Source organism: Sphingomonas hengshuiensis, from assembly GCF_000935025.1.
GTDB classification, from domain to species: Bacteria; Pseudomonadota; Alphaproteobacteria; order Sphingomonadales; family Sphingomonadaceae; genus Sphingomonas; species Sphingomonas hengshuiensis.
In genome coordinates this window covers 1,782,191-1,805,492 of record NZ_CP010836.1, presented here as the reverse complement: position 1 = coordinate 1,805,492, position 23,302 = coordinate 1,782,191, and the positions used below count along the sequence as shown (strand labels likewise).

At 66.0% G+C, this 23,302-nt stretch carries 20 protein-coding genes; 12 read left to right on the top strand and 8 right to left on the bottom strand.

Going from position 1 to position 23,302, the window contains the following annotated elements:
* Positions 1-19 precede the first annotated feature (19 nt).
* A complete protein-coding gene (locus TS85_RS08005) occupies positions 20-1,042 on the top strand; it encodes an oxidoreductase (protein WP_044331512.1) in 1,023 nt (340 codons plus the stop codon).
* A 121-nt stretch (positions 1,043-1,163) separates the two neighbouring features.
* A complete protein-coding gene (locus TS85_RS08000) occupies positions 1,164-2,765 on the top strand; it encodes a response regulator (RefSeq protein ID WP_044331511.1) in 1,602 nt (533 codons plus the stop codon).
* A gap of 21 nt (positions 2,766-2,786) precedes the next feature.
* On the opposite strand, the gene TS85_RS07995 is transcribed toward TS85_RS08000, so the two are convergent.
* A complete protein-coding gene (locus TS85_RS07995) occupies positions 2,787-4,838 on the bottom strand; it encodes an NAD(+) synthase (RefSeq protein WP_044331509.1) in 2,052 nt (683 codons plus the stop codon).
* 50 nt (positions 4,839-4,888) lie between these two features.
* Entirely contained in the window at positions 4,889-5,614 is a 726-nt protein-coding gene (locus TS85_RS07990; RefSeq protein ID WP_044331507.1) for a murein L,D-transpeptidase catalytic domain family protein, read from the bottom strand.
* 230 nt (positions 5,615-5,844) lie between these two features.
* On the opposite strand from TS85_RS07990, the gene TS85_RS07985 reads away from it, so the two are divergent.
* Genes TS85_RS07985 through mtnA form a run of 5 tightly spaced genes read left to right on the top strand, consistent with a single transcriptional unit; the run spans position 5,845 to position 9,498 of the window.
* On the top strand, positions 5,845-6,597 hold the full coding sequence (locus TS85_RS07985) for a L,D-transpeptidase family protein (protein WP_052507806.1): 753 nt from the start codon (positions 5,845-5,847) through the stop codon (positions 6,595-6,597).
* A 45-nt stretch (positions 6,598-6,642) separates the two neighbouring features.
* Positions 6,643-7,275, top strand: coding sequence for a methylthioribulose 1-phosphate dehydratase (gene mtnB, locus TS85_RS07980; protein WP_077228521.1), 633 nt, complete (start codon positions 6,643-6,645; stop codon positions 7,273-7,275).
* A complete protein-coding gene (locus TS85_RS07975) occupies positions 7,272-7,829 on the top strand; it encodes a 1,2-dihydroxy-3-keto-5-methylthiopentene dioxygenase (protein WP_044336055.1) in 558 nt (185 codons plus the stop codon). The genes mtnB and TS85_RS07975 overlap by 4 nt, the downstream gene beginning before the upstream one ends.
* The gene (mtnC, locus tag TS85_RS07970; RefSeq protein WP_044331505.1) at positions 7,826-8,455 is read left to right on the top strand and encodes an acireductone synthase; all 630 of its coding nucleotides are present in this window, start codon (positions 7,826-7,828) and stop codon (positions 8,453-8,455) included. The genes TS85_RS07975 and mtnC overlap by 4 nt, the downstream gene beginning before the upstream one ends.
* A complete protein-coding gene (mtnA, locus tag TS85_RS07965; protein ID WP_044331504.1) occupies positions 8,452-9,498 on the top strand; it encodes an S-methyl-5-thioribose-1-phosphate isomerase in 1,047 nt (348 codons plus the stop codon). Before mtnC ends, mtnA begins: the two co-directional genes overlap by 4 nt.
* A gap of 7 nt (positions 9,499-9,505) precedes the next feature.
* Here the strand turns inward: mtnA and TS85_RS07960 are convergent, their stop codons facing one another.
* A complete protein-coding gene (locus tag TS85_RS07960; protein ID WP_044331503.1) occupies positions 9,506-9,889 on the bottom strand; it encodes a VOC family protein in 384 nt (127 codons plus the stop codon).
* 317 nt (positions 9,890-10,206) lie between these two features.
* Between TS85_RS07960 and TS85_RS07955 the strand changes: the two genes are divergently transcribed.
* Complete coding sequence (locus tag TS85_RS07955; protein WP_044331502.1) at positions 10,207-12,678, top strand: TonB-dependent receptor domain-containing protein; 2,472 nt, start codon at positions 10,207-10,209, stop codon at positions 12,676-12,678.
* Positions 12,679-12,742: 64 nt separating this feature from the next.
* On the opposite strand, the gene TS85_RS07950 is transcribed toward TS85_RS07955, so the two are convergent.
* A complete protein-coding gene (locus TS85_RS07950; RefSeq protein ID WP_044331501.1) occupies positions 12,743-13,897 on the bottom strand; it encodes an aminotransferase in 1,155 nt (384 codons plus the stop codon).
* 125 nt (positions 13,898-14,022) lie between these two features.
* Here TS85_RS07950 and TS85_RS07945 point away from each other — a divergent pair, with 125 nt between their 5' ends.
* From TS85_RS07945 to TS85_RS07930, 4 genes are all read left to right on the top strand, one after another.
* Entirely contained in the window at positions 14,023-14,262 is a 240-nt protein-coding gene (locus tag TS85_RS07945) for a hypothetical protein (RefSeq protein WP_044331500.1), read from the top strand.
* Between the two features lie 541 nt (positions 14,263-14,803).
* Positions 14,804-17,938 carry a TonB-dependent receptor gene (locus tag TS85_RS07940; RefSeq protein ID WP_044331499.1) on the top strand — a complete coding sequence of 1,045 codons (3,135 nt, stop codon included), beginning with the start codon at positions 14,804-14,806 and terminating at the stop codon, positions 17,936-17,938.
* A 128-nt stretch (positions 17,939-18,066) separates the two neighbouring features.
* Positions 18,067-18,789, top strand: coding sequence for a SapC family protein (locus TS85_RS07935; protein WP_044331497.1), 723 nt, complete (start codon positions 18,067-18,069; stop codon positions 18,787-18,789).
* 144 nt (positions 18,790-18,933) lie between these two features.
* Positions 18,934-19,173 (top strand): hypothetical protein, encoded by a 240-nt coding sequence (locus TS85_RS07930; protein WP_044331495.1) that lies wholly within the window; start codon positions 18,934-18,936, stop codon positions 19,171-19,173.
* Positions 19,174-19,218: 45 nt separating this feature from the next.
* Here TS85_RS07930 and TS85_RS07925 read toward each other — a convergent pair whose 3' ends face one another.
* From TS85_RS07925 to TS85_RS07910, 4 genes are read right to left on the bottom strand one after another with little or no spacing between them, the layout of a single operon-like run.
* Positions 19,219-20,664, bottom strand: coding sequence for an aldehyde dehydrogenase family protein (locus tag TS85_RS07925; RefSeq protein WP_044331493.1), 1,446 nt, complete (start codon positions 20,662-20,664; stop codon positions 19,219-19,221).
* Positions 20,665-20,686: 22 nt separating this feature from the next.
* Positions 20,687-21,508 carry a glutathione S-transferase family protein gene (locus tag TS85_RS07920; protein WP_227698715.1) on the bottom strand — a complete coding sequence of 274 codons (822 nt, stop codon included), beginning with the start codon at positions 21,506-21,508 and terminating at the stop codon, positions 20,687-20,689.
* A gap of 18 nt (positions 21,509-21,526) precedes the next feature.
* Positions 21,527-22,357: a beta-etherase gene (locus TS85_RS07915; RefSeq protein ID WP_044331491.1), complete on the bottom strand. Its 831-nt coding sequence runs from the start codon at positions 22,355-22,357 to the stop codon at positions 21,527-21,529.
* Between the two features lie 10 nt (positions 22,358-22,367).
* Entirely contained in the window at positions 22,368-23,123 is a 756-nt protein-coding gene (locus TS85_RS07910; protein ID WP_044331490.1) for a glutathione S-transferase family protein, read from the bottom strand.
* Positions 23,124-23,302: the final 179 nt, after the last annotated feature.

Genomic DNA, 23,302 nt, shown 5'->3' with positions numbered 1-23,302 from the left:
CGTCGATAGGGAGAATGGGATGATCCGCGCGGGAGTGATCGGGTTCGGGCTGGGCGGTACGGTGTTCCACGCGCCGCTGATCGACGCGGTCGACGGGCTTGAGCTTGCAGCGATCGCGACGTCGCGATCGGACGCGGTCCGCGCAGCCTATCCGCGCGCCGCGGTCACGACTCCCGCTGCGCTGATCGCCGATCCGGACATTGCGCTCGTGGCGATCTCGACGCCCAACGACACCCATTTCGCGCTCGCCACCGCCGCGCTGGAGGCGGGCAAGCATGTCGTGATCGACAAGCCCTTCGCGACGTCGGTGGCCGAGGCGGAGGCGATTACCGCGCTGGCAGACTTGCGCGGGCTGGTGCTCGCGCCGTTCCACAATCGCCGGTGGGACAGCGATTTCCTCACCGTCCGGCGGTTGCTCGACAGCGGTCGTCTCGGCGAAATTCTGTTGTTCGAAGCGCATTGGGATCGCTTGCGCCCCGATCTCGCCCAACCCTGGAAGGAATCGCCCGAAGCCGGGGCGGGGCAGCTTCTCGACCTCGGGCCGCACATGATCGACCAGGCGCTGCTCTTGTTCGGGATGCCCGAGGCGGTACGCGGCGACCTCGCCAGCCAGCGCGTGGGATCGCGTGTCGACGATTATTTCGACATCACGCTGCACTATGGCGAACGCCGCGTCGTGCTGTCCTCGTCGCGCATGGTGGCGGCGCCGCGACCGCGCTTCGGAATTCACGGGCGCAACGGCAGCTTCGTCAAATACGGCCTCGATCCGCAGGAAGCGGCGTTGCGCGCAGGCGGCTCGATCGGCGATCCCGCGCATGGGATCGAGGCGCCGGCGGACCATGGCACGCTGACGATGGCGGACGGGACGCGCGAGACGATCCCATCGGAGCGCGGCGACTATCGCCAATTCTACGCCGCGATCGCGCGCGCCATTGCGGAAGATGCCCCGGTCCCGGTCCCCGCCGAAGACGCCGTCGCCGGCCTTCGCCTGCTCACGCTGGCCCGGCAAAGCGCGCATGAAGGCCGCGTTCTGACCGTCTGACGCTGCCGATAATTATTTTGTACAATCGGTTGCCCCGGTTGTTTCCCTTAGGTTTCGCTTCCGCCGCGATACTGTAAATGCGTCGGAGTCGCACTTATCGGGCGGGCTCCAGGGAGTGGGAATGCAAAGCCTGTTGGGGGCCTTCTGGAACGGAAATTACGCGCCGCACGGCTATTGCCTGTTGTGGCATCCTGGACTCGTCTGGACGCATGTCCTGGCCGATTCGATCATCGCGATGGCCTATTTCTCGATTCCGCTGGCTTTGGTGTCGCTGGTCCGCCGCCGCCCAGACTTGGAATTTGGCTGGGTTTTCTGGTCGTTCGCAATCTTCATCCTCGCCTGCGGATGCACGCATCTCATGGCGATCTGGACGCTGTGGCAACCGGTCTACGGGCTGGAGGCGATGGTAAAGGTCGTCACGGCGATTGCCTCGATCGTCACCGCGGTGCTGCTCTGGCCGTTGCTGCCAAAGGCGATAGCCCTGCCGTCACCCGGGCGGCTTCAGGCCGCGAATGCCGAACTCGCCGCGCTGATCGCTGAGCGTGACGCCGCGCTTGCCGAATTGCGCGGCCAGATCGACCAGCGCAAACAAGCCGAGGCCGCGCTGCTTCAGTCGCAGAAGCTGGAGGCGGTGGGCCAGCTTACGGGTGGAATCGCCCATGATTTCAATAATCTGTTGCAAGCTGTTGCGGGCAATCTCGAACTGATCGCGCGCAAGCCGGGGGACGCCGACCGCGTCGTGCGCTGGAGCGCCAGCGCGCTCGACGCGGTCGAGCGGGGGCGCTCGCTCACCGGCCAGCTACTCGCCTTTTCGCGGCACCAGCGACTGGACATGACCTCGGTCCGGATCGGCGAACTCGTGTCGGGGATGCGGGATCTGGTCGAACGCGCCGTCGCGCCGCTCAGCCAGGTCCAGGTGCGCCCGATCGATCCGAGCTGGAACGTCGAAGTCGATCCGCTCCAGCTCGAACTGGTGATCCTCAATCTCGCGTTCAACGCGCGCGACGCGATGCCCAATGGCGGCATTCTGACGGTCTCCGCCGAGCGGCATAGCGGTCCTGTCGCCCCCGATCTTCCGGCGGGGGACTATGTCGTGCTGACCGTCGCCGACACCGGCATCGGGATGGACGAAGAGACCATGGCGCGCGCCGTCGAGCCGTTCTTCACGACCAAGGGCGTGGGCAAGGGCACCGGCATGGGCCTTGCCATGGCGTTCGGGGTGATGCGCCAGTCGGGCGGCGCGCTGGAGATCGACAGCGCACCGGGCAGGGGCACGACAGTCAAGCTGTACCTTCGCCTCGCCACTGCCGAGCCGCCGCGCGCGGTGCCGTATGACGATGCCGCCGACCAGCGGATCGACTTGACCGGGCGGCGGATCGTGCTGGTCGATGACGACACGCATGTCCGCGCGACCCTGGCCGAGATCCTCGCCCAGGCGGGCGCGGTGGTGATCGAGGCGGCGAGCGGTGCCGAGGGAATCGACATGGTCCGCCGCGAACGGCCCGAGTTGCTGGTGATCGACTTCGCGATGCCCGGAATGAACGGCGCCGAGGTCGCGGAACTGCTGCGTTCCGAACGGATCCGGGTGCCCGTCCTCGTGGTCACCGGCTTCGCGACCTCGGCCAGCCTCGATGCGATCGCCGGGCCCCATGTCGACGTGCTGAAGAAGCCGTTCGAATCGCAGCAATTTCTCCGCCGCGTCCGCGACCTGCTCGGTCGCTGACGCACGCGCTCAGGCCAAGGCTCAGGGCAGCGCCGACCGCAACTCGTCGATCCACGGTGCCGCGACTCCGTCCGACGGCGCCCGCCAGTCGCCGCGCGGGCTCAGCGCGCCGCCCGCCGACACCTTGGGGCCATTGGGCATCGCCGAACGCTTGAACTGGCTGGTCTGGAAGAAGCGGAACAGAAATTCCTCAAGCCACCGCGCGATCGTCGGCAGGTCATAGGCGTTGCGCGCATCTTTCGGAAAATCGATCGGCCAGTGCCCAGCCTCGGAATCGCGCCAGGCATGCCATGCCAGGAACGCGATCTTCGAGGGCCGCAGCCCGTGCCGAACGATGTAATGCAGGAAGAAGTCGTGCAGCTCATAGGGGCCAATCCGGTCCTGCGTACTCTGCATCTTGCCATCGGCATCGGCGGGGACCAGCTCGGGCGAAATCTCGGTGTCGAGGATTGCGGTCAGCACCGCCGCCGCTTCACCATCGAACTGGCCGCTCTGGACGCTCCAGCGGATCAGATACTGGATCAGCGTCTTGGGCACGCCCGCGTTGATCCCGTAATGGCTCATCTGGTCGCCGACGCCATAGGTGCACCAGCCCAGCGCCAGCTCCGACAAATCGCCGGTGCCGAGCACGAAGCCGCGATGCTGGTTCGCCAGCCGGAACAGATAGTCGGTGCGCAGCCCGGCCTGCACATTCTCGAAGGTCACATCGTACACCGGCTCGCCATCGGCGAAGGCATGGCCGATATCGGCCAGCATCTGCCGCGCCGCCGGGCGGATATCGATTTCCGCGCCGGTGATCCCCAGCGCGCGCATCAGCGTCCAGGCATTGGCCTTGGTCTCCTCGCCTGTCGCGAAGCCGGGCAGGGTGAAGCCCAATATGTCCGACCGGGGCCGGCCCAGCCGATCCATCGCCTTGCACGCGACGATCAGCGCATGGGTCGAGTCGAGCCCACCCGAAATCCCGATGATGAGGTGCTTGCTGCCCGTCGACGCGAGCCGCTTGCGCAGCCCCTCGACCTGGATGTTGAACGCCTCGTAGCAATCCTCCTCCAGCTTGGCGGGGGTGTTGGGCACGAACGGAAAGCGCCGCAGCCCGCGGCGCAGCCCGCGATCGGCAAAATCGGGCTGGTGCGCAAAGTCGATCCGCCGGAAGCGCGTCTCTGGATGCCCGGCGGCGGCGGCGCAATCGTTGAACGTCCCCATCCGCGCCCGCTCGAGCCGCAGCCGCTCGAGGTCGATGTCGGCATAGGTGATCTCGGTCGTCAGCTCGAAACGCTCGCTGGTCGCCAGCAACTCGCCCAGCTCATAGATCATGCCCTGGCCGTCCCACGCCAGGTCGGTGGTGCTTTCGCCCGGTCCCGACGCGGCGTAGAGATAGGCCGCCACCGCCCGCGCCGATTGCGACGCGCACAGCATCGCCCGCTCGCGCGCCTTGCCGATCACGATGTTGGAGGCGGAGAGATTGCACAGCACCAGCGCGCCCGCGAGTGCGCCCAGCGTCGAGGGCGGGGCGGGGGCCCAATAATCTTCGCAAATCTCGATATGGAAGAGGAAGTCGGCGAGATCCGCGGCGGCGAAGATCAGGTCGGTGCCGAACGGCACGCTCTGCCCCGCCACGTCGATATCCAGACCCGTGAGCCCCACGCCGGACGCGAACCAGCGCTTCTCATAATATTCGCGGTAATTGGGGAGGTAGGTCTTCGGCACCACGCCCAGGATGCGCCCGCGCGCAATCGCCAGCGCGCAATTATAGACGCGGCCCGACCGGCGCAGCGCCGCGCCGACCAGCAGCACCGGCTTGAGCGCGGCGCTCGCCGCAACGATCGCGGCAATCCCCGCCTCGGTCGCGTCGAGAATCGTGTCCTGCAAATGCAGGTCGTCGATCGCATAGGAGGTGACGTTGAGTTCGGGGAACACCAGCAGGTCCGCCCCCTCCGCATCGCCCTGCTGCGCCAGCGCGATCGTAGCCTGCGCATTGGTGGCGGGATCGCCCGCAGTGCCTACCGGCGTACAGACCCCTGCACGGATCATGCCGTGGCGATGGAGCGAATAAAAGGAATGCGCCTCGGCCATCCCAGCGCCTTAGCCATCCAGGCGACGCGGCGCCAGCCCGGCGCCTGCGATCAGACCTTTGCGGAGTAGATCATCCGGCCCGGCCCAAGCCGTTCGAACACCTTGGCCAGCTCGTTCTCGCCCACGGCGAAACAGCCCTGGCTGCGGCCCAGCTTGCCGTGCTTCCCGATCATGTCGGGATTGGCGTACCAGGCCGAATGGACCACGATCGCGCGGTCGAAGGCGTTGTTGTTGGTGGGGTCGAGCCCCAGCAGCCGCTGCGAATCGCCATGCTTGCCGACATAATAATCGGCCGTCAGGAACGTACCCTCGCACGTCGCTTCCGACCCGACATCGTTGGAGAAGCGGTGGAGCAGCCCGGTATGCTCGGGATCCGAACCGATGCCGTGCGCGACCAGGAAGCTTTCGACTTCGCCGGTGCCCATGTTGACGAGGAAGAAGCGCGGCTTCGACGATGCGCTGGTGAAGTCGGCGATCGCGATCCGGTCGTGCGACGGGATGCGCATCGAATGGCGGTTGAGCGATGCCACCGCGCGCTTGAACAATTCGGGGCGGATGCCCGGGGGGGATGCGGGGTTGCGCACCACCATTTCGGGCGCCTTGGGGATCGGCGGCACATAGGGCGCGGGCGCCGCTGCCGGCGCCGGCGCCGCGGCAATCTCCATCGACCTGGAGACGCAGGCGGAAACCGCCGCGCCGCTGGCCATCACGAACGCCGATCGGATCAGCGCGCGCCGCGTCTGAACAGAATTGAGATTATCCGTCACTCTACCCATTGCCCGCTAAGAATATGCCCCTCCGGCATTTATAGCAGATTGGTTCCCAGTCCGCGCATCCGCATCGCCCGCCCGGCAGGCGATTCGCCGCGTCGCGTGCCCGGTTCGCCGTCGATGCGCCCAAATCGGGACACGCCGCTGCGATTCGGCAGCGGCACGAAACTGGGTTAACAGGCGTTAACGATTCGCCAATCCCTTTAGTCCGCGCGGGTTGCTGGAGACGAACGACGATGCATCCTGGCGCCCGCGCCGCCCTTGCCCCGATCCTGATCGCGCTGCTGAGCGCGGGGCTCGCCCCCGCGACGCCGGTTGCCGCGCAGGTCGCTTCCGATGTGATGCGCCCGGCGATCCCGAAAATGCGCCCCGGCGAGTTCCGTTGGTTCGACACGCCGGAGTATATCGGCGTCAGCACCGGCGCGAGCGGCCCGGTGATGATCGTCGTCAGCATCCCCGAACAGCGTGCCTATGTGTATCGCGACGGTCGCCTGATCGCAGTTACCACCGTTTCCACCGGGTCGCGCGGGCATGAAACGCCGCTGGGCGAGTTCACCATCCTCCAGAAAAAGCCCTTCCACCGCTCCAATCTCTACAGCAATGCCCCGATGCCTTATATGCAGCGGCTGACCTGGACCGGGATCGCGATGCACGCCGGGCATCTGCCGGGCTATCCCGCATCGCATGGCTGCATCCGCCTGCCCGCGAAGTTCGCGCGCCAGCTCTATGAGATCACAGCGCTCGGCGGCACCGTCTCGGTCGTCGACGAGGTCCTCGGCGAGCCGCTTCCCGAAATGCTGCCCGCCCCGATGCCGACCCCGCGCCCCGCGCCGCTGCTCGTTGCCGAGACGCGTGGCCTGGGCGGCGAATCCTATAATGTCGTGACGATGCGCGGCGATCCCCCCGCCGCGCAGCTCATCCCGAGCCCGGTGAGCTATTCCAGCGCCCCGCGCGAGATCGTCCAGCCGCTGGCGCGCACGCGAAACTAAATCTTCTGATGCCCCGCGCGCGCGATGCGCTAAAGGAGCGCCGCGATGGGGACGATGGCATATCAGGACGCCGCACAGGCGCTGGTGGAAACCGGGCGGCGGATCGATTCGCGCGGCTGGGCGCCGGCGACCGCGGGTAATTATTCGGTGCGGCTCGACGATGGCAGCATCGCCGTCACCGTGTCGGGCTGGCACAAGGGGCGGCTGACCGTCGACGGCATCATGCGCGTCGATGGCCAGGGTCGGGCGCTCTCCCCCGGCAAGCCCTCGGCGGAGACCGCGCTCCATCTGGCGATCTACCGCATGTTCCCCGATGCCGGTGCCGTGCTCCACGGCCATTCGCCCGAGGCAGTCGGGCTCAGCCGCGCGGCATCGGGTGCATCCGAATGGGTGTTCCGCGGGCATGAGATGCTCAAGGCGTTTCCGGGCACGACCACGCACGATACCGAGCGCAGCCTGCCGATCGTCGAGAACAGCCAGGACATGCGCGAGATCGAGGATGCGGTGCGCCCCGCGCTGCTCACTCCCGGCGCGATCCCCGCCTATCTGATCCGCAGCCACGGGCTCTATGCCTGGGGACAGGATCTGGCCGAGGCCGAGCGCGTGCTGGAGGGCACCGAATGGCTGATCGCCGCCGAACGCGCCGAAGCAGGCTTCAGAAGGGCATGGCAGCCATGACGCAGCTCAGCATCTACGACATCGGCAGCGCGGACGCGCCGCTATTGGTGTCGCACGACCCCGCGCAGATCGCCGCCGCGGTCGCCCCGCTCGGGGTGCGGTTCGAACAATGGCCCGCGCGACCGCTTGCGCGCGATGCCGATCCGGCGGCGGTGCTCGACGCTTATGCCGACGACGTTGCGCGGCTGAAGGCGGAGAAAGGCTATCGCGCCGTCGATGTCATCCGCATGGCGCCCGACCATCCCGATCGCGGGGCGCTGCGCACCAAATTCCTGTCCGAGCACCGCCATTCGGAGGACGAGGTGCGCTTCTTCGTCGAGGGCGAGGGGCTGTTCACGCTGCGCGAGGACGATCGCGTCTACGCGCTGCTCTGCACCGCCGGCGACCTGATCTCGGTCCCCGCGGGCATGCGCCACTGGTTCGACATGGGGCCGAGCCCGCGTTTCACTGCGATCCGGCTGTTCCTCAATCCCGACGGATGGGTGGCGCACTTCACCGGCGACGCGATCGCGGATCGCTATCCCCGGCATGAGCCGGCGGGGGCAGCGCGATGACCCCGCGCGCGATCCTGCTCGACATCGAAGGCACGACGACCAGCATCGCCTTTGTGGCGGAAACGCTTTTCCCGTTCGCACGCAAGCATTTGGTAGAGTTTGTCTGCGCCAATCCTGAAGTGTCGGCCCCCATTCTCGCCGAGGTTCCGGGCGACGACAAGGTCGCGACGCTGCTCGGCTGGATCGATGAGGACCGCAAGGCGACCCCGCTCAAGACGCTCCAGGGGCTGATCTGGGAAGCGGGCTATGCCAGCGGCGAACTGGCCGGGCATGTCTATCCCGATACGCCCGACGCGCTGCAGCGCTGGCACGCGGCGGGAATCGCGATCCATATCTATTCCTCGGGCTCAGTCGCGGCGCAGAAGCTGCTCTTCGGCCACAGCGTCGCGGGCGACCTGACGCGCTTCCTCGGCGGCTATTTCGACACCACCACCGGCCCGAAACGCGAGGCGGATTCCTATGCCCGGATCGCCGCCGCGCTGTCGCTCCCGCCCTCCGCCATCCTGTTCGTCTCGGACATCCAGCCCGAAGTCGATGCCGCCCGCGCCGCCGGGCTCCAGGCGCTGCTGATCGATCGCGACGGCACCGGCGGCGACGTCCATAGCTTAGCGCAGGTATTGCCATGATCCTCGAAGGCCAGCCGACTCGCTCGATCCGCCGCACCGCGGACGGGGCAGGGGTCTGCATCCTCGACCAGCGCCAGCTTCCGTGGGAAGTGCGCTGGGTCGAACTGCGCAGCGCCGATGCGGCGGCGGTCGCGATCCGTGAGATGTGGACCCGCGGCGCGCCGATGATCGGCGCCACCGCTGCCTATGGGCTGGCAATGGCGCTTGCGGAGGATGGCGGCGACGCAGCGCTGGCGGCGGCACACGCGATGCTGGTCGAGACGCGGCCCACGGCGATCAACCTGCGCTGGGCGCTCGATACGGTGCGCGACGCCGTCGCCGCGCTGCCGCCCGCCGCCCGCGCCGAGGCGGCGTTCGCCCGCGCCGATGCGATCTGCGACGAGGATGCGGCGCTGTGCCGCGCGATCGGCGAGCATGGCCTCGCGCTATTCCGCGATCTCCATGCGCGCCACCCGGATCGCCCGCTCAACATCCTCACCCATTGCAATGCGGGCTGGCTCGCCACGGTCGATTACGGCACCGCCACCGCGCCGATCTATCTCGCGCATGATGCCGGCATCCCCGTCCATGTCTGGGTCGACGAGACGCGCCCGCGCAACCAGGGCGCGCTGCTGACCGCATTCGAACTGCGCAACCATGGCGTGCCGCACACGGTGATCGCCGACAATGCCGGCGGGCTGCTCATGATGCAGGGTCGAGTCGATGCGGTGATCGTCGGCACCGATCGGGTTACGGCGAACGGCGATGTCTGCAACAAGATCGGGACGTATCTGAAGGCGCTGGCGGCGCGCGATAACGACGTGCCCTTCTACGTCGCGCTGCCCTACACCACCTTCGATCCCGCCACCGCCACCGGCGCCGATATCCCGATCGAGGAACGCAGCGCCGAGGAAGTGGCCCGGCTGACCGGGCCCGACGAGACGGGGCGGATCGCCACGATCCGGGTAACCGACTCGCCCGCGCTCAACCCGGCGTTCGACGTGACTCCCGCGCGGCTGGTGACCGGCTATATCACCGAAAGGGGCGTGCTCGCGCGCGTCTGATCGGGCACTACCCGGCCCTGATCAGCGCGGACGGCCATCCGACGCGGACCAGCAGCCCGTCAGGGCCGGCGATCCCAACTTCGTACAGCCCCCATTCGCGGTGGCGGAGGATGCCGCCGGGGCGGATGATCCGATCCCGCGCCCGCGCGGCGATCGCCTCGACCTCGGGCGTGCGGAGGAATATGCCGAACGGATTGTGCATCTCCGGCACGCGCCACGGCCCGGTGCCGGCCTGGGTCAGATGCACCTCGCACCCCCAGCCGCGCAGGATCACATAATCGGGGGCGCCGCCCGCACGTTCGAAACCAAGCTGCTCCCAGAAGGGGATCGCGGCGGGCAGATCGTTGCTCGGCACGATCGCGAACGCTCCAACCGTTGGGGCATCGGACATCGCGGTTCCTCCTGTGCGGGCGCGAGCGGAGATAGCGCGGTTCGATCCGCGCCGGAAGCGGCCCTTGTCGCGCGGGGCCCAGGATTGTCCTTAGGATATGCGCCGATAGCAGGGCTCAATCCTGGTTTCAGTAGTTTGAAGTAGATATCTCCGTACATCGTAGCAGATCTGCCACAGACCTCGACCAAGAGCGACGTCTCGGTTCCCGCCAGCATCTGAGACCTTCCTATAAATAAAGCGATCGTGCGCCCTTCGTCCACGGCTGCGCCCTGCTTGCGCGGGGGCGGAGGCGCGTCGTCGCTTGGAAAGGATGATGAATGCGTTTCCGTGACTATCGACTGCTGCTCGCGGCGGCTCCCCTGGCATTGCTCGCAACCCCGGCGCTGGCGCAGAGCGAAAAGCCCGACGCAGCCAAGAAGGGCGACGCAGCGCCCGCGAAGCAGGAGAATTTCTCCACCGGCGTCGCCAAGGCGCGCGACCAGCTCGACAGCGCGACCTCGACGAGCGTGGTCGACGAAGCCAAGCTGGGCCGGCTGGGCATGCGCTCGGTATCGGACCTGCTGCGCGTGCTGCCCGGCGTCCGTTCCGAGGCGGATGCGGGCGACGGCTATGGCAGCTTCACGATCCGCGGCCTGCCGCTCTCATCGACCGGGGCCAAGTTCGTCCAGTTCCAGGAAGACGGCCTGCCGGTGCTGGAATTCGGCGACATCACCTATACCAGCGTCGACACGTTCCTGCGCGCGGATATGAACCTTGCCGGCATCCAGGCGATCCGCGGCGGCTCTTCGTCCACCTTCGCCTCGAACTCGCCCGGCGGCGTCATCAACTTCATTTCGAAGACCGGGGTGGAGGAAGGTGGCACGATCCAGACCACGTTCGGGATCGATTACAAGAGCTATCGCCTCGATTTCGATTACGGCGCGCATCTCTCGGACACGGTCCGGATGCACGTCGGCGGCTTCTATCGCCAGGGCAAGGGGCCGCGCGACACCGGCTTCGACGGCCAGCGCGGCGGCCAGATCAAGTTCAACCTGACGAAGGAATTCAGCGGCGGCTATATCCGCGTCTATGGCAAGTATCTGGACGATCGCAGCCCGGCATATGGCGTGGTGCCGCTTCGCGCGACGGGGACCGATGCGAAGCCGGAATATCAGGCGATTGCCGGTTTCGACCCGAAGCACGATCTGCTCTATTCGCGCAACGTCACCCAGTTGCTCTCGCGCGACCGCGAGAACCAGCTCGCCCGCTATGACATCACTGACGGCCAGCACCCGGTTGCCAAGGCGTTCGGGATCGAAACCCAGTTCGGGCTGGCCGGTTGGACCATCACCGATCGTTTCCGCTATTCGGGCATGTCGGGCAGCCTCGTCACGCTCGATGCCATTCCCTTCGGGCGCGCAGTCGATCTGGTGCCGCAACTGGGCGGCGCCGGCGCGACGCTCAGCTATGCCAACGGGCCGAGTGCGGGCCAGTCGATCGCCAATCCCGCCGCGCTGAACGGCAATGGCCTGCTTGCGCAGCTGACCTATTTCAACAACAATATCCGCAGCCTGGATAACATGACCAACGATCTGCGGGCGACGCGGGTGTGGAAGCTGGGCGGTGGTGAGCTCACCACCACGGTTGGTTTCTACAAGTCGCGACAGGAGATCGCGATCGACAATCTTTGGGCCGCGATGCTTTCGGAAGTGCGCGGCGGCGGCGATGCGGCGCTGGTGAACATCACCACGGCGGGCGGCGTGCCGGTGACCTCGAATGGCTATTACGGCTATGGCGCGGCATTCCCCGGCTTCCCGCGCACCTGCTGCCGGATGAGCATCGATACCGCCTATGACATCAATGCTCCCTATGGCTCGCTCAACTACCAGATCGGCAAGCTGGCGATCGGCGGCAGCGTTCGATACGACCATATCGATGCCAGCGGCACGCTGATCCGCGACGCCGGGCAGAGCGGGTTCGACGTCAACGGCGACGGCCAGATCACCGGTGCGGAGCAGCGCGTGTCGTCGCTGGCGCTGACGGCGCCGGTCGCGATCGACTATGGCAAGGGCTATGTCTCCTACTCGCTGAGCGCCAATTATCGCATCGCCGAGCCGCTATCGACCTTTGTGCGCTATAGCCGCGGCGGGCGCGCCAATGCCGATCGGCTGGTCCGTGGCGGCTTCGTCAACCCGGCCACGGGATCGCTGTTCGACATGTCCAACGCGGTGGACATGGTCCGGCAGCTGGAAGGCGGGGTGAAGTTCCGCAAGGCCGGGCTGTCTGCCCAGATCACCGGCTTCTGGGCCGAGGCCAATGACAGCAACGTCCTGCTCGGCGCGCGTTTCACGCGGCTGTATCAGGCGAAGGGCGTCGAGTTCGAAGGGGCGTTCCAGCGCGGCTGGTTCAGCCTGACGACCGGCGCCACCTATACCAAGGCGGAGATCAAGACCGACAGCCTGACGCCGGCGAACGTCGGCAAGAAGCCCGGTCGCCAGGCGGACCTGATCTTCCAGGCGATGCCGCAGGTGGCGTTCGGCAAGGTCGCTGCGGGCGCGGTGTTCGTCGGCACCACCGGCAGCTATACCGACGTCAGCAACCGCCTGCGCCTGCCCGGATATGTCACCACCGATCTGTTCGCCGAATACCGGCTGACCGACCGGCTGGCAGTGTCGCTCAACGCCAACAACGTGTTCGACAAGCTTGCAATCGCCAGCGCCAATGACGGCACCATCCCGGCGAGCGGGATCGTCCAGGCCCGCGTGCTGAACGGTCGCACGATCAGCGGTTCGATCCGGTTCGATTTCTGAAGACCCTGCCCCGGGGAAGGGGCGGCGCGGCCATGGGTCGCGCCGCCCTTTTCCGTGGCGCGGATCAGCGCTGGCCCGCGACCCATCCGGCGACGCGGGCAATCGCCGCATCCAGCGTCGCATCCTCCTTGACGAAGCAGAAGCGCACTACGTTCGTAACGGGCGCCTCGGCGTAGAAGGCGGAGACCGGGACCGTCGCGACCCCGGCTTCGTCGACCAGCCGCTCGCTGAACGTCACATCGTCCATCACCAGCCCCGATTCGGCCAGGTCCACCGACAGGAAATAGGTCGCCGCGCTGGGCAAGACGGCCAGCCCCGCGTCTCGCAGGCCGGTCGCGAGCCGATCGCGCCCCGCCTGGAACCGGGCGCTGGCGGCCGCGACCCATTCGTCCTCGCTCGCAAGCCCCGCAGCCACGCCCCATTGCAGGTTTGGCGGGGTGGTGAAGGTCAGGAACTGGTGCGCCTTGGCCAGCACGCGCGCGAGGGGCGGGGCGGCGCACATCCATCCGACCTTGAACCCGGTGAGCGCGAAGATCTTGCCCGCGCTGCCGATTTTCACCGTCCGCTCGCGCATCCCGGGAAAGCCGATCAGTGGCAGGTGCCGGGCGCCGTCGAAGGTCACATGCTCCCAGACTTCGTCGCAAATCGCGATCAGGTCGTGCTCGACACACAGCGCGGCGATCGCGGCCAGTTCGGCGGCGCTCGCCATCGTCGCGGCCGGGTTCAGCGGGTTGTTGAGCAGCACCAGCCGGGTCCGCGGCGTTACCGCCGCCGCCAGCGCCGCCGAGTCGATTCGCCAGTGCGGCGGCTCCAGCCGGACGAAGCGCGGCACGCCCCCCGCCTGGCGGATCAGCGGGACATAGGCGTCGTAGAGCGGCTGGAAGCACAGCACTTCGTCGCCCGGCGCGATCAGCGCGAACAGCGATGCCGCCAGCGCCTCGGTCGCGCCCGATGTCACGACGACCTCGTCGGGGGTCAGGTTGATCCCCTGGTGCCGGGCATAATGATCCGCCACCGCCGCGCGCAGTTCGGGCAGCCCGATCATCGGCGGGTACTGATTCGACTTTTCGAGCAACGCCGCCGCCGATGCCTCGAGCACCGCCCGCGGTCCCGGGCCGTCGGCAAAGCCCTGGCCCAGGTTGATCGCCCCGGTAGCGCGCGCGCGTGCCGACATCGCTTCGAAGATCGTAGTGCCCATCCGGGCGTAAAGCGGGTTCATGCCTGCCAGCTTTGCCGCTCCCTTGCGGCGCTGGAAAGCGTCAATTACGGCAATTCACCAGTTGCGAAATGCGCCGGGAGCGACGACGCAACATCCGTTGGAGCGTTAGTGAGCGAAGGACGACGATGACCAAGACCCCGCCCGTGCCCGCCCAGAACCCGTCGCCCTATCCGCGCGACGAGGTGCCGCATGGCGCGTCGGGCGAGGGCGAAGCGATTGCCGTGGCCAAGGAACTGGCCGAGGCGAAAAAGCGCTGGGCGCCGTCGAAGCAGCAGATCGGCCTGGGCGCCGCTGTCGGGATCGGATCCGCCGCGATCGTCGCCGGGCTGCTCTACTGGCGTGGCGGGCGCAAGGACCGCAAATAGCCCTGCCGCCCGGCGGCTGATTCGGGGTGGCCGGGCCGCGCCGCGGGCGCTTGCCGAGATGCCGAACGTGGCGATCATCGCCCACAGCCCATCGTCCCATTTGCCTCGGTCCCCGATCGCGCGCTGATCCATCAGCGACCGACCGGGATGCCCTTCGTGGCGTGCCCCCCGCCACCGCAGCCCGGCGCCGGCTGGAACCTCCCGCAAAGGCTTTTGCAAGTCCCGCCGCAATGTTCGCGCGGGCGGGCGTAGACGCGCGGCCGGCAGCGAAAGTGTCGGGCTGTCCCGGGCGGCATTCGGGCAGGTATCGTGTGGGAATTTTGTCGCACCTTCGCGAAAACAAGTCCCCGAAATTTGCTGCCCCAAGAAAAGCGCGTAGGTAAAACGGGTTAGTCCATTTGTCATCGCTGTCATGCCGCAAATATGCGTGTTGACAACGCCGGACAGGCTGGTAGCGTTAACACCGAGCCGCAGTGCTGGCTCAGAAATAATAACCATGCGGCGCGCGAGAGATGCGCGCCGACTTAGGAGGAGGGGAATCATGAAGAGCATTCGGCTTACGCGCACGCTTGCGCGCACTGCATCCGCTATCGCAATCACCGCATGTCTGATCGCGCCGGGCATGGCCCTGGCCCAGGATGCGGCCAGCGCGCCCGTCGCGCAGGATGAAGCGAGCGGCGACGAGATCGTCGTAACCGGCATCCGCGCCTCGCTGGACCAGGCGATCTCGATCAAGCGCAATTCCGACGGCGTCGTCGATGCGATCTCGGCCGAAGATATCGGCAAGTTCCCCGACACCAACCTCGCCGAGTCGCTGCAGCGCATCACCGGCGTTTCGATCACCCGCGCCAACGGCGAAGGGTCGCAGGTCGCGGTTCGCGGCTTCAGCGGCGGTTTCAACCTTGTCACGCTGAACGGTCGCCAGCTTGCGACGACGAACATCGACACCAGCACGGGCAACGCCTTTGCGCGCGGCACCAGCCGTTCGTTCGACTTCCAGAACATGGCGTCGGAAGGCGTCTCGCGGCTCGAGGTCTACAAGACCGGGCGCGCCAACATTCCCTCGGGCGGTATCGGCGCGGCGATCAACGTCGTCACCCGCCGTCCGCTCGACTCGCGCGAAGACGGCTTCTCGGGCTCGATCGGCGCCAAGGCGCTGTATGATACCACGGTCGAGGATGCCGAGGGCGACCTGAGCAAGATCACGCCGGAAGTTTCGGGCCTGCTCAACTGGAAGAACGCAGCGGACACCTTCGGCGTTACCGTCTTCGGTAGCTATCAGCTGCGCGAATCGACGTCGATTCAGGCAAACCCGAACTATTGGAACATCGTTCCGCTGGCTGCTTTCCTGGACACCGCCGGTGCGTACATCACGCCGACGACGAAGATCACCAACGCTCCGACGACCAAATACGTCCAGATCCCGAACGACAGCCGCTACCAGTTCTCCGAAAATCGCCGCGAGCGCATCAACAGCCAGGCGGTCATGCAGTTCAAGCCGTCGGATCGGCTGGAGATCACCGTCGATGGCCTCTACGCCCGCAACAAGCTGAGCGAGGAGCGCAGCGAGCAGACCAACTGGTTCCAGCGGCCGTTCACCGAAGTCACCTTCGACGACAACAAGGAGATGCAGAGCGCTGTCATCCTGGCCGAGGCCAAGCAGGCGGACAAGGGCTATGAGCAGCAGCGCTACGCGACCGACACCGAACTCTATTCGATCGGCGGCAACCTGAAATGGAACTTCACCGACGCGCTGTCGCTGACGGTCGATGCCAATCACTCGAAGTCGACGACCAGCCCGGATAATTCGAACGGCACGTCCGCCACGACGATCTCGATCGGCGCCCCCGTCCGTGCGACTCACAAGCTCAATTTCACCAGCGGCTTCCCGCAGCAATCGGAAACGCTCAACGATTGTAATGCAACCAATGGTGGTCGTGGCGGCAACTGCAACGGCGTGCTCGACATCGGCGACGTGGGAACGCAGATCGCGCGCAAGATCACCTCGGAGCAGGAATCGCGGATCAACCAGTTCGGCGCGGATTTCGCATGGGATCTGGGCGAGGGGAGCCGGTTCAACTTCGGCGGCGATTATGTCGATGTGAAGATGCGGTCGACGAGTTCGAACACGCAGCAGATGCTGGGCGACTGGGGCATCAACGACACCGGACTGGTCAAGTCGATGGCGGGCGACCTGGTCAAAACCTTCTGCATGACCTGCAAGTTCGACAAATATGATCCCGCCTCGTCGGGTTCGTCGCTGGTCGCTTTCCGCGCCGACGCGGTCGACCTGCTCAACGTCTTCTCGCCTTTCTACGAGCCCCAGGCCGGTCGGAATACCGTGCTCCAGGGAACGTCGGACGACACGGTCGGCGAAAAGACCTGGGCGGTCTATGGCCAGATGAACTGGGACGGTGAAATCGGCGGACGCAAGGCAAAGGCGCTGTTCGGGGTTCGGTACGAACAGACCAGTGTCAAGTCGATCGGCGTACAGTCGGTGCCGGTCACGATCCGCTGGGCGTCGGACAATGATCTCTATGTCGATGGTGGCCCCCCCGGTGGCTCGGTCGTCGTGAATGCGAAGTATGACAATTTGCTGCCGTCGCTCGACTTCAACATCGAAGTGGTCGACAATGTGGTAGCCCGTACGTCGTTCAGCCGCACGCTGGCCCGCGCCGACTATGGCAACCTCTTCGCTTCGGTAGGCGTGGGGGCACCCAACCGTCCGACCGCTCTGGGCGCTGCTGCAGCGTCCGCGACGCGGCAGGATCCTGCGCTGTTGCCGCTGGTTTCGGACAATTTCGACGTATCGGTGGAATGGTATTACAAGCCTTCGAGCTTCGTATCGGCCGGCTTCTTCTACAAGAACGTCCGGAATTTCATCGGCACCCAGGTCACCAACGGCAATCTGTTCGGTCTGCGGGACCCGAGCTCGGGCGCCGCGGGCACGCGGTCGGCTGTTGCCCTGGCCTATCTCAGGAACAACAGCATCCCGCTGAGCGATATCAACATGTTCGGCTATACCGCTCTGCTCGTGCAGAATAACGGTAACGAGGCGGCTGCAGCAGCAACCTTCCAGGCGAATTACGGCCATGATCAGGTCGGAACCCTCGACTCGGCGTTCTACAATCAGCTCGCTCTTGCAGTTGACATTCTCCCCAACTCGACCGACCCGCTGTTCGAATTCGCGATCAGCAGCCCGGTCAACAACCGCGACGGCAAGATCCACGGCTTCGAAGTCGCCTGGACCAACTTCTTCGGGCAGACCGGCTTCGGCTTCGCTGCTTCGTATACCAAGGTCTTTGGTAACGTGAACGTCGACCCCTATGCCGATCCCAATGTCAACGTCTTCGCGCTGACCGGCCTGGGCGACAGTGCCAACTTCACCGGCATCTACGACAAGAACGGTCTTTCGGCTCGCGTCTCGTACAACTGGCGCGACAAATATCTGTCCGGCACCAACCAGGGCGGCAACCGCAATCCGCAGTTCACCGCGCCGTTCGGCACGCTGGATGCGAGCATCAGCTACGATGTGACGAAGGACTTCTCGGTCTCGATCGAAGGCGTCAACCTGACGAGCGAGGCATTTCGTCAATATGGCCGCACCGAGACCAACCTGGTCTATGTGCAGGAACTGAAGCCGCGCTTCTATCTGGGTGCGCGCTACCGCTTCTGATTGCGATTGGGAGCGGGCCGTTGGTCCGCTCCCGAAAAAGGGGGAAGGCCGCCGCCATTGGGCAGCGGCCTTTTCTTGTTCACCGCCCGTGCGGTGCTAGACTCGAGCGGAAAGCAGGACCGCAGCGCATGAACCCCGTACAGATCAACAATATCGATCACGCAACGCTGCGCGTCAGCCCGCAGGCGGGCGCCCGCTTCGGCGACGCGGCCAACCAGGCGCCGATCTACCCCGCCGAATTCGAAGAGGTGCAGCGCGAGTTCGCGATCCTGTTCCGCCGTCGCGAGACCGGGCTGCAGGCCTATGCCTTGCTGGGACTGGACCGCGACGAGAATCTGTTCCTGTCGGACGATCGCTGGACGAGCCGCTATGTGCCCGCCAGCCACCGGCGCGGGCCGTTTTCCATCGCCATGACACGGGCTCCCGACGGCACGGAGCTTGGGGAGGCGATGATCCAGGTCGATATGGACGATCCCCGCGTTGGGGGCGAAGAGGGTTTGCCGCTGTTCCTCAAGCACGGCGGTAACGCACCGTATCTCAACCACATATCGGGCGTACTTCGGCTGCTGTACGAGGGGATTGAAACCGCACCGGCAGCCTATGCCGCGCTCGACGAGGCCGGGCTGCTCGCACCGGTAACGCTCAGTATCGATGTCAGCGAGGAACGCCGCTACACGCTGCCCGACGTGCTGGTGGTCGATGTCGAGCAGCTTGCGGCGCTGTCCGGCCCGCCGCTGGAGGCGCTGCATCGCTCGGGCGTGGTCCGGCTTGCCATCCTGGCGGCGGCGTCGCTGGGCAATGTCCAGCAGTTGATCGAGCGCAAGCAGATGCGGCTGGGCGAGGCCGGCTGAGGGCAACGCCTGCGATCGCTGTCCGGATCATCGCGTGCTCGCGACCGCTGCGACGCGCCAAATATGCAAACGCGCCCGTTGCGAAACGCACCGCAACCCACGACGTAGCGGTTCGTTGGAGTATGCAGTGACCGAAGGACGACCATGACCAAGATCCCGCCCGTTCCCGCCGACAACCAGTCGCCCTATCCGCGCACCGACGCTCCCCATGCGGAGTCGGGCGAAGGCGAGGCGATCGCCGCCGCCAAGGAACTGGCCGCGGCGAAGAAGCGCCGGGCGCCGTCCAAGCAGCAGATCGGGCTGGGCGCCGCGGTCGGGATAGGCTCCGCGGCGATCGTGGCGGGGCTGCTCTACTGGCGTGGTGGGCGCAAGGACCGCAAATAGAGTTGGCTGGCCCGAGGGTCAGGGTGATTGGCGCCCCCGAGCCGATCAGGCGGCGACCAGATCGTCTTCGGGCAGCGCGCCGATCACCGATTTGACCTCGAGGAACTCCTCGAGCCCGAACTTGCCGAACTCGCGGCCATTGCCCGATTGCTTGTAGCCGCCGAACGGCATGTCGAACGCCAGCCCGCCGGCATTGACGAACACCGCGCCGGCGCGGATCTTCGGCACGATCGTCTTGGCGCGCGCCGGATCGCCGGCGATATAGGCGCCCAGCCCGTAGGGCGTGTCGTTGGCGATCTTCACCGCCTCGGCATCGTCGGCATAGGGCATGATCACCAGTACCGGTCCGAAAATCTCCTCCCTGGCGATCGTCATGTCAGGTGTGACATCAGCGAACACCGTCGGCCGGACATAAAAGCCATGCTCCTTGCCCTCGGGCCGGCCGGTGCCGCCCGCGACCAGCGTGGCGCCTTCGTCGATGCCCTGCTGGATCAGGCCCTGGATGCGGTTCCACTGGCTCTCATTCACCACCGGGCCGATATGATCGCCCTCGGTGAGCGGCGCATCGACCTTCTTGGCGTCGAACATCGCGCCAACCTTCTGCGCGGCTTCGTCATGCTGCGAGCGATGCACCAGCATGCGCGTCGGCGCGATGCAGCTCTGCCCCGAATTGAGCAGCACGCCGCCCGCGCCGCCGGGCAATGCCTTGTCGAGCGGCGTGCCTTCGAGGATGATGTTGGGCGATTTGCCGCCCAGTTCCTGCGCCACGCGCTTGACCGTGTCGGCGGCATTCTTGGCGACCATGATGCCGGCGCGGGTCGATCCGGTGAAGCTGATCATGTCGATATCGGGATGCTGCGCCAGCGCGGTGCCGACTCCGGCGCCATCCCCCTGGACGAGATTGAACACGCCGGCCGGCACGCCCGCCGCATGCATCACCTCGGCGAAGATCGCCGCCGAGCTCGGCGCTTCTTCCGATGGCTTCAGGATCATCGTGCAGCCGGCGGCGAGCGCCGGGCCGACCTTGGCGACGATCTGGTTCATCGGCCAGTTCCACGGCGTGATCAGCGCGACCACGCCGATCGCCTCGCGCACCACCGTGTTGTCGCCGATCTTCTCGCGGAAGTTATAGGCCTCCAGCGCCTTCAGCGCGTTGCCGAGATGGCCCATGCCGGAGCCGGCCTGCGCGGTCTTGGCGATCGAGATGGGGCAGCCCATTTCGATCGCGATTGCCTCGGCGATGTCGGGGATGCGCTTGGCATATTCCTCGGTGATGCGCTGCAGCAGCGCGATGCGCTCGGCCTTGCTCGTCTGCGAGAAACTCTCGAACGCGCGGCGCGCGGCGATCACCGCGGCGTCGACATCCGCGGCGGTGCCCAGCGTGATCTCGCTGGCCGGGCCTTCGGTGGCAGGGTTGATCACGGTGTGGGTGCGGCCGCCCTTGCTGTCGACCCAGGCGCCATCGATATAATGCTGCGGATAATTGTTCATCGGTTTGTCCTTTGGGAAGGGGTCAGGCGGGAATCAGGCCCAATTGGGCATCGGTGGCGGGCGCGCCCCATTTGTCGCGCGGCGGCATCGGGCGCGTGTCCCAGGCGGGATCGAGCGTGAAGCTGGAGACGCTGCGGCCTTCCGGAATCTTGCCGTTGCCGCCGCCCTGGCTGTAATCATAATAGAGCGTCATCAGCTCGCGATGGCTGTGATGCGCCTGCGCGACCGGATGCGACACGCACGCCTCGCGCCAGCGCAGCACCCGGGTGAGCTGCTGTGGCACCGTATAGGCCTCATAATAGTCGAGGAACCACAGCCGCTTGAACATCGGCGTGAACGCCACTTCGGCCCAGCCGAAGCGATCGAACAGGAAATCGCCATCGGGCGCATAATGGCGCAGAAAATCGTCCAGCCGGGCATATTGCGCATCCACCTCGGCCTTCAACGCGTCGCGCTGCGCCGGATCGCGATTGAGGATCATGCGATAGCCAGCGCCGGTAAAGGCCCCATCGGTGGCGCACAGCATCGCCTCCACGGCATGTTCGTACGGATCGGCGCGCGCCACCGGCTGCGTGGGAAAGCGATCCTCGAAATAGCGCAGGATGACCATGCTCTCCTTCAGCGTCTCGCCGTTTTCCAGCTCCAGCGCGGGGAGCGCGGTGGTGCCGCGCGTCTTGCGCAGCAGCCAATCGGGGCGCGGCTTGGAAATATCGATGACGTGATCGGCCATCGCGCCGTGCAGCCCCTTCAGATCGAGCAGCAGCTCGACCCGCTCGCTGAACGGACAGCCCGGAATATGGTACATCCGGAGCGTGCCGCCGGCGGGTTCTTCGCTCCAGCTCATGCCTTGCTCCTCATGCGATCAGGCCGCCCTGGCCGGTTCGGGGAACGGCGTGGTCCCCGCGCCGCGATTGACCGGCGCCGGCGCGGTGCCGATCCCGGCTTTCAGAAACGGCGCGGGATCGCCCTCGCGCAGCTGCAGTCCGAACAGCGAATGCATGCCCGGATGGCGCCCCAGACCATCATATAGATCGAAGCCGCGATCCAGCCAGTCGCGTAACGGATCGTCGTCGGTAAGTGGTGGCGTGGTCGCGACCGATGCGGTCCACAGGAACACCGCCAGCGCACAATAATCGGCATAATTGGGCGTATCGCCGCCCAGCCACGGCGTATCGCGCAGCAATTGCCGCAGCGGCTCGAGCAACGGCGGCACCAGCGGCAGCCGCTCCTCGCGCCCGGCCTGCACGTCTTCCAGCTTCTGCCCGCCGAGGAACATCGTCTCGCGCGTGGTGCGGATATAATCGTGATCGTGCGGGTAGGAGAGATTGTGATAATCGAGGATGTAGCAGCGGAACCACGGGCCGATCGCGGTGCGCCACAGCCATTGATCGATGAATTTGGTCAGTACTTTCATGCTCGGCCCCTCGAACAGCGGCCTCTCCGGATATTTGCCGTCGAGATATTCGGCGATCAGCCAGCTATCGAGCACCCATTCGCCGTTATCGATGATCGCCGGCAGTCGCTCCGATCGGCCGCCGGTGCGCTCCAGGATGCCGGTGAAGCCGCCGGGCACGATGTCGATCGCCAGCCCCTTGTGGGCGAGGGCATATTTGGTGCGCCACACGAACGGGCTGATCGTGCAGCCCGAGGCGAGATTGAGATCGTAGAGCGTGACGCTGTGTCGGTCGGTCATGTCGGGCGCCTCAAGCTGCGGCTGCGGGACGGGGGGCGGGCATCTCGCTCTTCGACTGGGCGAACATGGCCTGCGCCGCCGGCCGCGCGTTGATGCGGTCGATCCAGGCCACCAGATGCGGCGTCGCCGCGGTGTTGACCAGTTCGGCAAAGCCGTGCTGCATGCGATTGGCGATGGCGAAATTGCAGATGTCGGCCAGCGTGTAGTCGGGCCCGGCGAGCCATTCGCTTTCGGCCAGCCGCGCCTCCAGCTTGGCCACCGAGACGCCGATCTTGCGCATCTCCTCATCGAGCGTGGCTTTGGGGAAGCCGGCACGCGCAGCGCGCCATTTGGCCTGCTGCTCGGGAATCGGGATGCGCGCCATCTTCTCCTCAAACTCCGCATCCGAATAGGCGCGCGCCATCGGCCCGATCATGCGTTCCCAGCCGATCGTCGAGACGCACCAGCAGAAATATTCGTCGACCCATTTGGTCCACACGCGCATTTCGGCGATGCGGATCGGATCGGCCGGGCGCAGCTTGATCGCGCAGTCTGGAAACGCGTCTTCCAGATATTCGCAGATCACGGTGGATTCGGTGATGATATGCCCGTCATGATCCAGCGCCGGCACCTGGCCGCGCGGATTGAGCTGCTTGAACCAATCCTCATGATGCTCGAACCGCGTCGGATCGACAAAGCGCGGCGTGAAATCGAGGCCCTTTTCGTACAGCGCGAGCAGCGGCTTCAGGGAATTGGCGGCGGGGCCAAAGCTGTACAGGGTCAGCATAGTCTCTCCATGGCGTGCTGATCGGGGGTGATCCCGATCGGGTCGCACGATTGTGCGTTGCTGCGGTTGGTGACGGGCGGGCGCGCTGCCTGCAAGTCGTCTGGCTATACTATCAGCCGGACTAACCGGTGCCGCCGACCGCGTCGCCAACCTGTCAGTGGCAATGATAGCGCCGCCAC